The organism is Micromonospora sp. NPDC005710 (genome assembly GCF_040630995.1).
Classification (GTDB): Bacteria; Actinomycetota; Actinomycetes; order Mycobacteriales; family Micromonosporaceae; genus Micromonospora.
On sequence record NZ_JBEXYP010000013.1, the window covers coordinates 169,563 to 183,133 of the forward strand.

General features: G+C 71.6%; 10 protein-coding genes. 6 read left to right on the forward strand and 4 right to left on the reverse strand.

Going from position 1 to position 13,571, the window contains the following annotated elements:
- The first annotated feature begins 68 nt into the window (after nucleotides 1-68).
- Nucleotides 69-1,034, forward strand: coding sequence for a DUF4349 domain-containing protein (locus tag ABZ406_RS19400; protein ID WP_357763277.1), 966 nt, complete (start codon nucleotides 69-71; stop codon nucleotides 1,032-1,034).
- On the opposite strand, the gene ABZ406_RS19405 is transcribed toward ABZ406_RS19400, so the two are convergent.
- Nucleotides 991-2,250 (reverse strand): amidohydrolase, encoded by a 1,260-nt coding sequence (locus tag ABZ406_RS19405; RefSeq protein ID WP_357763280.1) that lies wholly within the window; start codon nucleotides 2,248-2,250, stop codon nucleotides 991-993. The two genes, ABZ406_RS19400 and ABZ406_RS19405, sit on opposite strands and share 44 nt — an antisense overlap.
- A 451-nt stretch (nucleotides 2,251-2,701) precedes the next feature.
- Entirely contained in the window at nucleotides 2,702-4,285 is a 1,584-nt protein-coding gene (locus ABZ406_RS19410) for a methylmalonyl-CoA mutase family protein (protein WP_357763283.1), read from the reverse strand.
- A 206-nt stretch (nucleotides 4,286-4,491) separates the two neighbouring features.
- Here ABZ406_RS19410 and ABZ406_RS19415 point away from each other — a divergent pair, with 206 nt between their 5' ends.
- Both ABZ406_RS19415 and ABZ406_RS19420 read left to right on the forward strand, forming a co-directional pair.
- A complete protein-coding gene (locus ABZ406_RS19415; protein WP_357763285.1) occupies nucleotides 4,492-6,555 on the forward strand; it encodes a protein kinase in 2,064 nt (687 codons plus the stop codon).
- 48 nt (nucleotides 6,556-6,603) lie between these two features.
- A complete protein-coding gene (locus tag ABZ406_RS19420) occupies nucleotides 6,604-8,271 on the forward strand; it encodes a phospho-sugar mutase (protein ID WP_357763287.1) in 1,668 nt (555 codons plus the stop codon).
- A 350-nt stretch (nucleotides 8,272-8,621) separates the two neighbouring features.
- Here ABZ406_RS19420 and ABZ406_RS19425 read toward each other — a convergent pair whose 3' ends face one another.
- Nucleotides 8,622-9,299, reverse strand: coding sequence for a GPP34 family phosphoprotein (locus ABZ406_RS19425; RefSeq protein ID WP_357763290.1), 678 nt, complete (start codon nucleotides 9,297-9,299; stop codon nucleotides 8,622-8,624).
- 72 nt (nucleotides 9,300-9,371) lie between these two features.
- Nucleotides 9,372-10,004 carry a uracil phosphoribosyltransferase gene (gene upp / locus ABZ406_RS19430; protein ID WP_109819875.1) on the reverse strand — a complete coding sequence of 211 codons (633 nt, stop codon included), beginning with the start codon at nucleotides 10,002-10,004 and terminating at the stop codon, nucleotides 9,372-9,374.
- A gap of 133 nt (nucleotides 10,005-10,137) precedes the next feature.
- On the opposite strand from upp, the gene deoC reads away from it, so the two are divergent.
- From deoC to ABZ406_RS19445, 3 genes are read left to right on the forward strand one after another with little or no spacing between them, the layout of a single operon-like run.
- Nucleotides 10,138-11,097, forward strand: coding sequence for a deoxyribose-phosphate aldolase (deoC, locus tag ABZ406_RS19435; RefSeq protein ID WP_357763293.1), 960 nt, complete (start codon nucleotides 10,138-10,140; stop codon nucleotides 11,095-11,097).
- A 6-nt stretch (nucleotides 11,098-11,103) separates the two neighbouring features.
- Nucleotides 11,104-12,534 carry an aldehyde dehydrogenase family protein gene (locus tag ABZ406_RS19440; RefSeq protein ID WP_357763296.1) on the forward strand — a complete coding sequence of 477 codons (1,431 nt, stop codon included), beginning with the start codon at nucleotides 11,104-11,106 and terminating at the stop codon, nucleotides 12,532-12,534.
- On the forward strand, nucleotides 12,527-13,351 hold the full coding sequence (locus tag ABZ406_RS19445; RefSeq protein WP_357763299.1) for an aldehyde dehydrogenase family protein: 825 nt from the start codon (nucleotides 12,527-12,529) through the stop codon (nucleotides 13,349-13,351). The genes ABZ406_RS19440 and ABZ406_RS19445 overlap by 8 nt, the downstream gene beginning before the upstream one ends.
- Nucleotides 13,352-13,571: the final 220 nt, after the last annotated feature.

A 13,571-nucleotide genomic window follows, 5' to 3' on the forward strand; every position in this document is an offset into this window, starting at 1 on the left:
GACGTCCTCAGCGCAGTCTGCCGGAACCAGCCGACGTGCGCGTCGCGTCCGAGCTATCGCCACACCGGTTGACGACGATGGGAGCGGGGATGGACGGACAGGTGGGACGACACCGCAGTGCGCTGCTGGCGGCGACGACACTGGCGGCTGCGCTGGTGTTGACGGGATGCGGTGCCGGCGACAGCGGCTCGAAGGACACCGCGGGTTCGGCGGCCGAGGCGCCGGCAGCCAACGGGGGCGAGGCGGGCCGGGACGCCGCCGCCGGCGCACCGGAGGGGGCCGGCGCCGGAGCGCCGGATCTGCGGATCGACCAGCGGGCGATCATCTACACCGGAACGATGCGGGTGCAGGTGAACGATGTGGACTCGGCCGCCCGCGAGGCGACCACCGTGGTCACCCGGGCCGGCGGCTTCGTCGGTGGCGACGAGCGGCGTAGTGCCGACGACGACGACGCGGTGGCCGAACTGGAGCTACGCGTACCGGCGGCGCAGTTTACCGCCGTGGTCGAGGAGATCGCGAAGCTCGGTCGCCAGCAGAGCCGGGAGATCAACACTCAGGACGTCACCGAGGAGACGGTCGACCTGGACGCCCGGATCACCAGTCAGCGCGCGCGGGTGGAGAGCGCCCGCCGGTTGCTGGCCCGGGCTTCCTCGATCACCGACCTGGTGTCGTTGGAGAACGAGTTGGGCCGCCGGGAGGCCGACCTGGCGTCGCTGGAGGCCAAGAAGCGACGCCTGGCCGACCTGACCGCACTCTCCACGATCACCGTCTCGCTGGCCGGGCCGGCCGCGAAGGCCACCGACGAGAAGGCCGAGACGGGCTTCCTGGTCGGGCTCAGGGGCGGCTGGAAGGCGTTCGTCATCTCGATGACCGTCCTGCTCACGGTGCTGGGCGCGTTGCTGCCCTGGCTGGTGGCGTTCGGCGTACCAGTCGTGGTGCTGCTCGTGTTGCTGCGCCGACGGCGCAAGGCCCCGGCGCTGGTCGCGCCGGTCAGCGCGCCGCAGCCAGTGCCCTCAGCGCGGTCTGCACCATGACGCGGACGCCGACCGGGATGGCCCGCTCGTCCACGTCGAAGCTCGCCCGGTGCAGGTCGACGTTGGGGCCGGTGCGACCCACGCCGAGCCGGGCGAGGGCGCCGGGGACGTACTCCAGGTACCAGGAGAAGTCCTCGCCGCCCATGCTCTGCGGTGTCTCGGCGACCCCGTCCGGGCCGAGTGCGGCGGAGGTGGCGGCGGTCAGCACCTGGATGGCGCGGGCGTCGTTGCTCACCGGCGGCCGGCCGCGCAGGTATTCCAGGTCGACAGTCGCGCCGGTCGGTGCGATCACGTCCCGCACCACCTGAGCGACGATCTTCGGTGCCAGCTCCCAGGTGTCGCGGTCCATCACCCGGAGGGTGCCGGAGGCGCTCGCCTCGGACGGGATGACGTTGTAGCGGGTGCCGGCCGAGGCGTGGCCGAAGACCAGCAGCAGGCCGCTGTTGGCCGGCACCCGGCGGCTGACCAGGGCGGGCACCTCGGTGATCAGCCGACCGAGCGCGTCGACCATGTCGACGGTCAGGTGGGGGCGGGCGGTGTGCCCACCCGGGCCGGAGAGTCGGACGGTCACGTTGTCGGCGGCCGCGGTGATCGGGCCGACGCGCAGGCCGACCTGACCCACCGGCAGGTTCGGGTCACAGTGCAGCGCGAAGATCTGCACCACGTCGTCCAGGCCACCGGCCTCGATCACCTCCAGCGAACCGCAGGGCAGGATCTCCTCGGCCGGCTGGAAGATGAGCCGGACCCGGCCGTCGAGCCCACCGAGGTCGGCGAGCTGGGCGAGCAGCATGCCGACGCCGAGCAGGATCGAGGTGTGCACGTCGTGCCCGCAGGCGTGGCAGACGCCCTCGACGGTCGACCGGTACGGGACGTCCTTGGGATCGGCCAGGGGCAGGGCGTCGATGTCGGCGCGCAGGGCCACGACCGGGCCGTCCGGCACGCCGTTGACGTCGCAGATCACGCCGTTGCCCTTGGGCAGCAGGCGCGGGTTCAGTCCGAGCAGCGACAGCTCCCGGACGATGAGCGCGGCGGTCTCGAACTCGTTGCCGGAGAGTTCAGGGTGCGAGTGGAGGTGACGGCGCGTGGCGATCAGCCCCGGTACCCGGAGCGCGAGAAGGTGGTCAAGCTCGCGGGGCAGGGGCTGGGATCCCGGTGGCGTCTCCGGCCAGGACGACGCCAGCTGGCCACTCGTGGGCAGCGTCAACGCACTCGTCACGTCGATATCTCGATCACTAGAAATGGATGGATCATCGGGGACAGCAGACAGCCTAGACCTCCGACGGTGACGCTGCGCAACCTCGTTACGGTAATGATCGGACCGCGAAGAGTCACGTATGCCCTGCTGGGGGCGCTCGTCAAGGCGTGGGACAGCAGGTAGATCACGGTCGAACGCCGTCATCAGCCCCTCACCTCCTACAACGCGTAACCGATTGCGGCGGTCCCGAATCCCGGCACCAGTCGGAGCGCCGTTGCCAAATTGTCGCATTAGTCGGGGTGGTGAACTGACACTCCGACAATTAGCCGACCACACTCCGCAACGAGCCGGGAAGGACGCTCACACGCAGCCGATCACCGTGGGCGCACACGGTGTGCGTCCCGGCTCAACCGACCGGGTACCCGCTGAGCCCTCCGGGCACACCGCGCCCGAAGGCCGGCCCCGACCGCGTTCAGAAGCGGTCCGTGGGCCGGTACAGCCCCCACACCTCACGCAGCGTCCCGCAGACCTCGCCGACCGTCGCCCGGGCCCGCAGGGCCTCCTTCATCGGGTACAACACGTTGTCAGAGCCCTCGGCGGCGGCGCGAAGATCGGCGAGCGCCCGCGACACCGCGTCCGCGTCCCGCTCGGCGCGCAGCCGGGCCAGCCGGTCGGCCTGTGCCGCCTCGATCGTCGGATCGACCCGCAGCGGCTCGTACGGCTCCTCCTCGTCCACGGTGAACCGGTTGAGCCCCACCACCACCCGCTCCCCCGAGTCGATCTCCTGGGCGATCCGGTACGCGGACTGCTCGATTTCCCGCTTCTGGAACCCGGCCTCGATCGCGTCCACCGCCGAGCCGTGGTCGGCCACCCGCTCCATCAACTCGACGGCGGCGGCCTCGATCTCGGCCGTCATCGCCTCCACCACGTACGAGCCGGCGAACGGGTCGACGGTGCCGGTCAGGTCCGTCTCGTAGGCCAGCACCTGCTGGGTACGCAACGCGAGCCGGGCCGCCTTCTCGGTGGGCAGCGCGATCGCCTCGTCGAAGCTGTTGGTGTGCAGCGACTGGGTGCCGCCGAGCACGGCGGCCAACCCCTGCACCGCCACCCGAACCAGGTTCACCTCCGGCTGCTGCGCGGTGAGCTGCACGCCAGCGGTCTGGGTGTGGAACCGCAGCATCATCGACTTCGGATCCTTGGCGCCGAAGTCGTCGCGCATCAGCCGGGCCCAGATCCGCCGGGCGGCGCGGAACTTCGCCACCTCCTCCAGCAGCGTGGTGCGGGCCACGAAGAAGAACGACAGCCGGGGCGCGAAGTCGTCCACGGCGAGCCCGGCGGCGAGCGCCGCCCGCACGTACTCCACGCCGTTGGCCAGGGTGAACGCGATCTCCTGCGCGGGCGTCGCGCCGGCCTCCGCCATGTGGTAGCCGGAGATGGAGATGGTGTTCCACTTCGGCACCTCCTGGCGGCAGTACGCGAACGTGTCGGCCACCAGGCGCAGCGACGGCTTCGGCGGGAAGATGTACGTCCCCCGGGCGATGTACTCCTTGAGGATGTCGTTCTGGATGGTGCCGTTGAGCGCAGTGCCCGGCACCCCGTTCTCCTCGGCGACGAGCTGGTAGAGCAGCAGCAGCACCGAACCGGGCGCGTTGATCGTCATCGAGGTGGACACCTTGTCCAGGGGGATGTCGGCGAAGAGCAGCCGCATGTCCTCGATGGAGTCGATCGCGACGCCCACCTTGCCGACCTCGCCGTGCGCGATCGGCTCGTCGGAGTCGTAGCCCATCTGGGTCGGCAGGTCGAACGCGACCGAGAGGCCCATCGTGCCGGCCCGCAACAGTTGGTGGTACCGCCCGTTGGACTCCGTGGCGGTGCCGAAGCCGGCGTACTGGCGCATCGTCCACGGGCGGGAGGTGTACATGGTGGGGTAGACACCCCTGGTGTACGGGAACTCGCCCGGGCCGCCGAGCCGGGAGTCCAGGTCTTCCGGAAGGTCGGCCTCCGTGTAGACGCCGTTGATCGGGAAACCGGACTCACTTGACCGCCGTTGGTTCATCCCCGGATGGTAGGACGCCTGGCCACGTCGTCGCGTGAGGGATACCGCACAGTGCGTCCCGAGCTGTCGACCGGTGGTGAACGACAGGGCACGTTCTGTCGACTTCGACAAACGTCCGTCGCGTCGGCTTTCGCATCGGGCGTCGGAACCAGCAAGATAGGGGGGTTGTGTCCCAGCCCCCCTCGATTTCCCCCGGTGGCTTTTCTGTGACTCAGATCCCGACGTGGAGCGGCGGACCAGTCAGTCCCGCCAACGGACGAGCGGCGCCCGGCACCACAATTGGTGGCCGGTACTCGCTGCGGTCCTCGGTGGGCAACGGCGGCATGGGCACGGTGTGGCGCGCCACAGACACGCTGCTACGCCGTGACGTGGCGGTGAAGGAGGTCGTCCTGCCGCCGGGGCTGGCCCCCAGCGACCGTGACGCGATGTACGAACGCACCCTGCGCGAGGCCCGCGCCGCGGCCGCCATCCAGCACCCCGCCGTCGTGCAGGTGTACGACGTGGTCACCGAGGCCGGCCGACCGTGGATCGTGATGGAGCTGCTGGACGCCCGCAGCCTCGCCGACATGGTGATCGAGGACGGGCCGGTCGCGCCCCGCGCCGTCGCCAAGATCGGCATCGCGTTGCTCGGCGCGCTGGAGGTCGCCCACGCGATAGGTGTGCTGCACCGCGACGTCAAACCCGCGAACGTGCTGATCTGCACCGACGGGCGGTGTGTGCTCACCGACTTCGGGGTCGCCCGGATGCCCACCGACGTGCAGCTGACCACGCCCGGCATGGTGCTCGGCTCGCCGCACTTCATCTCCCCCGAGCGGGCCATGGGCCAGGAGTTCGGCCCGCCCAGCGACCTCTTCTCGCTGGGTGTGACGCTCTACACCGCGGTCGAGGGGCGCCCCCCGTTCGACAAGGGCGACCCGATCGAGACCATGCACGCCGTGGTGGAGGACCCGCCCGCCCCGCCGCAGCGCAGCGGCCCGCTGACCCGCGTGCTGATGGGTCTGCTGGAGAAGGACCCGGCGCGTCGACTCGACGTGCACACCTCCCGGGCCATGTTGCGCGAGCTGCTCGCCGGCCCGCTGGGCAGCACGGCGACGTCCGTGCACTCGGTCACCGACCCGTACGCCGTGGTGCCGGTGCAGCTGCGACCCGTTCCCGTCCTCCCGCCGCCCCAGCCGGAGCCGAAGCCGGACAGCCAGATCGGTGGCCCGGCGATGCTGGCCCCTGGTGAGTCCCTGACCGACCGTCTGGCCTCGCTGCGTCAGGGCCAGCGCCCCCAGGCAGCGGGCCCGGCCGGCACCACCGGCGGGCTCGACGAGACGAGCGCCGACGCGTTGGCCGGCCCACTGCACACGCCGACCGGAGCGATGCCGGCACCGGGCCGGCCGGCGACCGGGCGCACGTACGGCGGCAGCGCGGACGCCACCCAGCGGGTGGACGCCGGCGGGCGCCCCGACGCGACCCAGCCGGTCAGCTACGGCAGCCCGGCCGACGCCACCCAGCAGGTCGGGTACGGCAGCGCACCGGAGGCCACCCAGCGCATCGGTGGCACCTACGGCGGCGGCAACCAGTGGTCGGTGCCGGGCACCGGCCAGCCCTGGGCCACCACACCCGCAGCGTCGGGCGGCAGCGCGCTGGACAAGGTCCGGGCCACCGGGGGTCAGCTCGTCACCACTGTGAAGGGCTGGCCGCGCAAGGTGCAGCTCGCCGCGGCCGGCGGGTTGGTGGTGGTGCTGTTGATCACCGCGGTGGCGCTCTCCGGCGGCGACGACGCCGCGCCCAACACGCCGGCGGCGCAGCCCAGCGCGTCCGCCCCGGCGGCACCCACGCTCGAGATGCAGGAGCACTCGGCCCGCGGGATCCAGGTCATGGTGCCGAAGGGTTGGAAGAAGAGCACCGGCGGCTCGTACACCGACTACATCGACCCGGCGGACAGCGGCCGCAAGGTCCGGATCATCACCGAGAAGTGGACAAGCAGCTCCACCAGGTGGGCCGAGACGGCCGAGAACGGCCTCAAGACGCGCAGCACCTCCTGCGTCAAGCCGTACAACCAGATCTCCTCCGGTGACACCGAGCTGGCCAGCAAGCCGGCCGCCGAGTTCGAGTACACCTGCGGCGCGGGTGACGCGATGCGGCACGGCGTCTGGCGGGGCGTGGCGCAGGACGGCAAGGCGTACTCGTTCTACCTCACCGCCACGGACGCCAAGTTCGGGGAGAGCAAGCCGATCTTCGACGAGATGGCGAGGACGTTCCAGCTCACCGGGGACGGCTGACCCGGAGGGAACCCACAGGGGTGATCCGCCGCCGTGCTATCAAGGGGCATGGCGGCGGACAGCACTGACATCGACGACATTCGCGAGCAAGCCCGGCGCTGGCTGGCCGACGACCCAGACCCGGCCAGCCGGGACGAGCTGACGGCGGTGCTCGACGGGCTGCCCGCGAGCGCCCCGGAGTTGGCCGACCGGTTCGCCGGCCCGCTGACCTTCGGCACGGCGGGCCTGCGCGGCCCGCTGCGCGCCGGCCCGAACGGCATGAACCTCGCCGTGGTCACCCAGGCCGCTGCCGGCCTGGTCACCTGGCTCGCGACTCACTCTGGCACCGGCCCGCTGGTGATCGGGTACGACGCCCGGCACGGCTCCCGGGAGTTCGCCGAGCGCACCGCCCGGGTGGCCACCGGTGCTGGCCGCCCGGCGCTGCTGCTGCCCCGTCCGCTGCCCACCCCGGTGCTGGCGTACGCCGTGCGGCACCTCGGCGGTGTCGCCGGAGTGATGGTCACGGCCAGCCACAACCCGCCACAGGACAACGGCTACAAGGTCTACCTGGGCGCGGAACTGGGCGGCGAACTGGGAGCCGGCGCGCAGATCGTGCCACCGGCCGACGCGGGCATCGAGGCGGCCATCCGATCGGTCGGGCCGCTGACCGAGGTGCCGCTGGGCGGGCCCGGTCAGGTGCTCGGCGACGACCTGGTCGCCTCGTACGTCGCACGGGCCACCGCGGTGATCGACCCGGACGGGCCACGCGACCTGACGGTGGCGTACACGCCGCTGCACGGGGTGGGCGCGGCGGTGCTCACCGCCGCCTTCGCCAGCGCCGGCTTCCCCACCCCCGGGGTGGTGCCCGACCAGGCCGAACCGGACCCGGAGTTCCCCACAGTGTCGTTCCCCAACCCGGAGGAGCCCGGTGCGGTGGACCGGCTGATCGCCCTTGCCGACTCCACCGGGGCGGACCTCGCCATCGCCAACGACCCGGACGCCGACCGTTGCGCGGTGGTCGTGCGGGACGACCGCGACGGCTGGCGGATGCTGCGCGGCGACGAGGTCGGCGTCCTGCTCGCCGACCATCTCATGCGCCGGGGGGTGACCGGGCTCTACGCCACCACAATCGTGTCGTCGTCACTGCTGCGGGCGATGTGCGCGGCCCGAGGGCTGCCCTACGACGAGACGCTCACCGGCTTCAAGTGGATCGTGCGGGCCGGTGGCGGGAGCGCGCCGCTGGTCTTCGGCTACGAGGAGGCGCTCGGCTACTGCGTCGCCCCGGACCACGTCCGGGACAAGGACGGCATCACCGCTGCGCTGACCGTGGCCGAGCTGGCGGCCGGCCTGAAGACGCAGGGTCGCACGTTGACCGACCGGCTGGACGAACTGGCCGCCGAGTTCGGCGTACACCACACCGACCAACTCTCCGCCCGGGTGGACGACCTGCGGATCATCGCCGACGCGATGGCCCGGATTCGGGCGGACACTCCGGCCACCCTGCTCGGGCAACCGGTGGACAGCGTCCGGGACCTGCTGCCCGAGTCGGACGTGGTGATCCTGCGGACCGGGGCGGCCCGGGTGGTGATCCGCCCGTCCGGGACCGAGCCGAAGCTCAAGGCGTACCTCGAGGTGGTGGAACCGGTCGTGGACGGTGACGTTCCGGCGGCCCGCAGCCGGGCGGCACAGGCGGTCGTCGGGCTGCGGGCCGAGGTCGGCGCCGCTCTCGGCATCTGACCGCCGAAGGACCCGTCCAGCCGGCACGTCGCCTTTGCTCTGCACCCGCGGATGCGCCATGGGGCGACCGCAGCGCTGCGGCGCTCTCGGCATCCGACCGCCGAAGGACCCGTCCACCCGGCACGTCGCCTTTGCTCTGCACCCGCGGATGCGCCATGGGCCGGCCGCAAACGCTGCGGCCGCCTAACGGCGCTGACCAGGCGTCGCCGACCACGCGGCGGCCGCTGCGGCCACCACGGCGCGGCCACCGTGCCGCAGCCACCACCCGCCGGCAGTGGCGCAGATACGGGTGCAGAGCAAAGGGCGGCAGGGACGTGATGCCTCCGACGCACAGACGCGCAGGCCGACGGTCAGACGCGCTTGCCGAGCGCCTGGTCGACGGCCGTGGCCAGGGCTGCGACGACCAGGCCGACCGACGGGCGGACCACCGAATCGTCGGTGCTTACCTCGCCGGAGAACCCCGCGCCGGTGGCGATCTCCGTCAACCGACGGCGTGCGTCTGCCGCGGCCTCCCCGCTGACCCCGAGCGCGGACTCCATCCGGAGCACCACGACGAGGGTGGCAAGGGCGGCGGTCCGCTCGTCCGGGGCTGCCGCGCCGGTCAGCGCCTCGGCCAACCGCTGCCGGGTCTCCGCCTCGACGGAGGTGTCGACCACCGGGTAGCGATGCACGTGGATGAAACCCAACTCGGTCTCGTCGACGTCCCTGACCACACCCTGCCGGCACAGGTCCGCGAGGATCCGGTCGCGCAGGCCGTGCCGCAGGCGCTGCACCCAGGACGCCGGGGTGTGCGGGGTGTCGGCGGCGATACGGCTGAGAACGTCGTCGCTGAACGGCTCGCCCGTCGGCGTCGGGTCGTTCACCGTCAGGGACCCGTCGGCGTACGCGATCCGGCCGGCCAGGGCCAGCTCGACCAGCACCGCGGCGGCCATGCCCAGATCCAGGCTGATCCGCGGCATGGTCGCCTTGCCGGTCGTGTCGTCGTAGGCGAGGAGCAGTAACTCCTCGGCGAGCGCAACACCAGTCATGGCCGGAGACGGTAGCGGGTCCGCGCATCCCGCGCACGGACCCGCCGGACCCGGCACCGACCGGGTACCACCTCAGAAGCGGGGCATGCCACCAAACTGGCGGTCACCGGCGTCGCCGAGCCCGGGAACGATGAACATGCGGTCGTTGAGCCCCTCGTCGATCGAGGCCGTGACCAGGCGCAACGGCAGACCAGAGCGCTCCAGCCGCTCGATGCCGACCGGGGCGGCGAGCACACAGAGCACTGTGATGTCGGTGCACCCACGGTCGGCCAGCAGCTGGCAGCAGTGCTCCAGCGAACCGCCGGTCGCCAACATCGGGTCGAGCACCAGCACCGGCAGCCCCGCCAGGTCGCGCGGCAGCGACTCCATGTACGCGCGGGGCTCGTAGGTCGCCTCGTCGCGGGCCAGGCCCACGAAACCCATCGAGGACTCGGGCAGCAGGCCCAGTGCGGCGTCCGCCATGCCCAGCCCGGCGCGCAGCACCGGAACCAGCAGCGGCGGGTTGGCCAGCCGGGTGCCCTCGGTGCCGGTGACCGGCGTCTGCACCGGGTACCGCTCGACGGGGAAAGAGCGCGCCGCCTCGTACACCAGCATGGTGGTCAGTTCGTGCAGTGCCGCCCGGAACGTCGAGGAATCGGTGCGCGCGTCCCGCATGGCAGTCAACCGGGACTGGGCCAGCGGGTGGTCAATGACGTGTACGTCCACGATCGCTCAACCTACCGGTCCGTAGCGCGCGACGGTGCGGGTGCGGGCGGACCAGGGACGTCGCTCACGTCGACGCGTCCATGCCCGCTCGTGAGCAAGATCACTCGGCGGTCCGGTGCGTAGACTTCTCGCCATGACGGCGACAACGACGTCGGCCCGGTCGGAGCTCTCCGAGCTGGGACGATCCGAGACCGCTCTGCGGACCTTCCTGCACGGCCTGCCCGGCGTGGACCAGGTCGGCGCGGAGCAGCGGGCGGCACAGCTCGGCACCCGCTCCATCAAGACAACCGCCAAGGCGGCGGCTATCGACCTGGCGATCCGGATGGTCGACCTGACCACCCTGGAAGGGGCGGACACCCCCGGCAAGGTGCGCGCGCTCGCCGCGAAGGCCCTCCGCCCGGACCCGGCCGACCCGTCCTGCCCGCACGTCGGCGCGGTCTGCGTCTACCCGGCGATGGTCCCGTACGTGGCCGAAGTGCTGCGCGGAAGCGCCGTTCACCTGGCCAGCGTGGCGACCGCGTTCCCGTCGGGTCAGGCGCCGCTGGAGATCAAGCTGTCCGACACCCGGGCCGCCGTCGCGGCCGGCGCCGACGAGATCGACATGGTGATCAACCGGGGAGCGTTCCTGGCCGGGCGGTACAAGGAGGTCTACGACGAGATCGTGGCCGCCAAGGAAGCCTCCGGGGACGCCCACCTCAAGGTGATCCTGGAGACCGGCGAGCTGGCCACCTACGACAACGTCCGCCGGGCCTCCTGGCTGGCCATGCTGGCCGGCGGCGACTTCATCAAGACCTCCACCGGCAAGGTCCCGGTCGCGGCGACGATGCCGGTGACCCTGGTGATGCTCGAGGCGGTCCGCGACTTCCGCGAGGCGACCGGACGGCAGGTGGGCGTGAAGCCCGCCGGTGGCATCAAGACCACCAAGGACGCGATCAAGTACCTGGTGATGGTCAACGAAACCGTCGGCCCGGACTGGCTGGACCCGGACTGGTTCCGCTTCGGCGCGTCCAGCCTGCTCAACGACCTGCTGATGCAGCGCACCAAGCTGACGACCGGCACCTACTCCGGTCCCGACTACTTCACCCTGGACTGATAGCCGATGTTCGAATACGCCCCCGCCCCCGAGTCCCGCTCGGTGGTGGACCTCAAACCCTCGTACGGGCTGTTCATCGACGGCACGTTCGTCGACCCCGCCGACGGAGGCAACTTCAAGTCGATCAACCCGGCGTCCGAGGAGGTGCTCGCCGAGGTCGCCGAGGCCGGCGCCCAGGACGTGGACCGCGCGGTGCGCGCCGCCCGCAAGGCGTACGACAAGGTCTGGGGTCCGATGCCGGGCCGGGACCGGGCGAAGTACCTGTACCGGATCGCCCGGCTCATCCAGGAACGCTCGCGTGAGCTGGCAGTGCTGGAGTCGCTGGACAACGGCAAGCCGATCCGCGAGTCCCGTGACGTCGACCTGCCGCTGGTCGCCGCGCACTTCTTCTACTACGCCGGTTGGGCCGACAAGCTCGGTCATGCCGGTTTCGGCCCGAACCCGCAGCCGATCGGCGTGGCCGCGCAGGTCATCCCGTGGAACTTCCCGCTGCTCATGCTCGCCTGGAAGATCGCCCCGGCCCTCGCCGCGGGCAACACCGTGGTGTTGAAGCCGGCCGAGACCACCCCGCTGACCGCGCTGCTCTTCGCCGAGATCTGCCAGCAGGCCGACCTGCCGGCCGGTGTGGTCAACATCCTCACCGGCGCCGGCGACACCGGTAGGGCGCTCGTCGAGCACAAGGGCGTGGACAAGGTGGCCTTCACCGGGTCCACCGACGTGGGCCGGGCCATCGCCCGCTCGGTCGCCGGCACCCGCAAGAAGCTCACCCTGGAACTGGGCGGCAAGGCAGCCAACATCGTCTTCGACGACGCCCCCATCGACCAGGCCGTCGAGGGCATCGTCAACGGCATCTTCTTCAACCAGGGGCACGTCTGCTGCGCCGGCTCCCGGCTGTTGGTCCAGGAGAACGTTGCCGACCGGGTGCTCGAGTCGCTGAAGCGACGGATGGCTCAGCTCCGCGTCGGCGACCCGCTGGACAAGAACACCGACGTCGGCGCGATCAACTCGGCCGCCCAGTTGGAGCGGATCCGCGAACTGTCCGACGCCGGCTCGGCCGAGGGCGCCGAGCGCTGGTCACCGCCGTGTGACCTGCCCGACCGGGGCTTCTGGTTCGCGCCGACCATCTTCACCGGTGTCACCCAGGCACACCGCATCGCCCGCGAGGAGATCTTCGGCCCGGTGCTGTCGGTGCTCACCTTCCGCACCCCGGCCGAGGCCGTGGAGAAGGCCAACAACACGCCGTACGGGCTGTCGGCCGGGATCTGGACCGACAAGGGCTCCCGGATCCTGTGGATGGCCGACCGGCTGCGCGCCGGCGTCGTCTGGGCCAACACCTTCAACAAGTTCGACCCCACGTCGCCGTTCGGTGGGTACAAGGAGTCGGGCTACGGTCGCGAGGGCGGCCGGCACGGGCTGGAGGGCTACCTCAATGTCTGAGCGAGTCGCGGTACGCAAGACGTACAAGCTCTTCATCGGCGGGAAGTTCCCGCGCAGCGAGTCGGGACGGTCGTATCTCGTGCAGTCCTCGAATGTGTCACTGGCCTCCCGCAAGGACGCCCGGGACGCGGTGGTCGCCGCCCGCGCCGCCGTCAAGGGCTGGGCCGGCGCGACCGCGTACAACAGGGGTCAGATCCTCTACCGGGCCGCCGAGATGCTGGAGGGCCGCCGCGAGCAGTTCGTCGCCCTGGGCATCCCCGGCGACGAGGTGGACGCCGCCGTCGACCGCTGGGTCTGGTACGCCGGTTGGGCCGACAAGCTCGCCCAGGTGTACGGCGGCGCCAACCCGGTCGCCGGCCCGTACTTCAACATCTCCGCTCCCGAGCCGACCGGCGTCGTCGCGGTGGTCGCACCGGAACGCCCGGCGCTGCTCGGCCTGGTGAGCGTGATCGCCCCGGCGATCGTCACCGGCAACACAGTGGTGGTGGCGGCCTCCCCGAGTGAGCCGCTGGCGGCGGTGACGCTGGCCGAGGTGCTGGCCACCTCCGACCTGCCCGGCGGTGTGGTCAACATCCTCACCGGCGCGATCACCGAGACCGCGCCGACGCTCGCCGCGCACATGGACGTCAACGCGATCGACCTGACCGGGGTGACCGACGGCGCGCTCGCCGTCGACCTGGAGGTCAAGGCGGCGGAGAACCTCAAGCGGGTGCTCCGCCCGGCCCCGGCCGACCACGACTGGGCCGCCGATCCCGGGGTCGCGCCGATGACCGCGCTGTTGGAGACGAAGACGGTGTGGCACCCCAAGGGGGTGTGATTCCGCATCCGGCTCCTGGGTTTTCCGGGGGAGCCCGCCCGCGCACTCCGGGCGGTCAGGCTTGATCCCTGCGTGGGCGGGCTTCCCCCGGAAAACCTGACCTGGGCCGGGTACGTGGGGTGGGTCAGCTCGGGGGTTCTGCCTCGGGTCGGGTTGCCGGTCGGCGGGGGCGTCGGCTGACCTCGCCGCGCCGGTTCCGCCCGGCCCGGCACCGGTCCGC